This is a genomic window from Streptomyces alkaliphilus, from assembly GCF_014141535.1.
Taxonomy (GTDB): Bacteria; Actinomycetota; Actinomycetes; order Streptomycetales; family Streptomycetaceae; genus Streptomyces; species Streptomyces alkaliphilus.
In genome coordinates, this window is the sequence record NZ_VKHT01001764.1 from 1 (window position 1) to 413 (window position 413).

The 413-nt window shown below is 76.5% G+C and carries 1 protein-coding gene; it reads left to right on the plus strand.

Annotation, left to right across the window (positions count from 1 at the left end):
- A partial coding sequence (locus FNQ90_RS26665) for a TadE/TadG family type IV pilus assembly protein (protein ID WP_323380205.1) occupies positions 1 to 380 on the plus strand: 380 nt, incomplete at its 5' end.
- Between the last annotated feature and the right edge of the window lie 33 nt (positions 381 to 413).

The following is a 413-nucleotide window of genomic DNA, read 5'->3' on the forward strand; positions in this document are numbered from 1 at the left end:
CGGCGCACACCGACGCCGCCCCCACCGACCGGGACCGGGGGGCGGTCCTGGTGGAGTTCGCCGGCCTCTTCCCTCTCGTTCTCCTGATGATCGCCGTCATCTGGCAGGCCGTGCTCATCGGCCACACCTTCTCCCTCGCGGGCAACGCCGCGGACGAGGGGGCCCGGGCCGGCGCCGCCGCCCGCTCCGGGGCCGAGGCGGCGTGCGTGGAGGCCGCCCGGGCCAACCTGCCCGGAGCCTGGCAGGCCACCGTCTCCTGCCCCTCCTCGGGGCTCGTCCGCACCGCCGAGGTCCGACTCCGGGTGCCGGTGATGTTCCCCGGCGCGATCAACCTGCCGATCGAGGTCACCGGCCGGGCCGGTGCCGCGGAGGAGGGCTGAGCCGTGACCCTCCTCCCCACCACGACCCTCCCC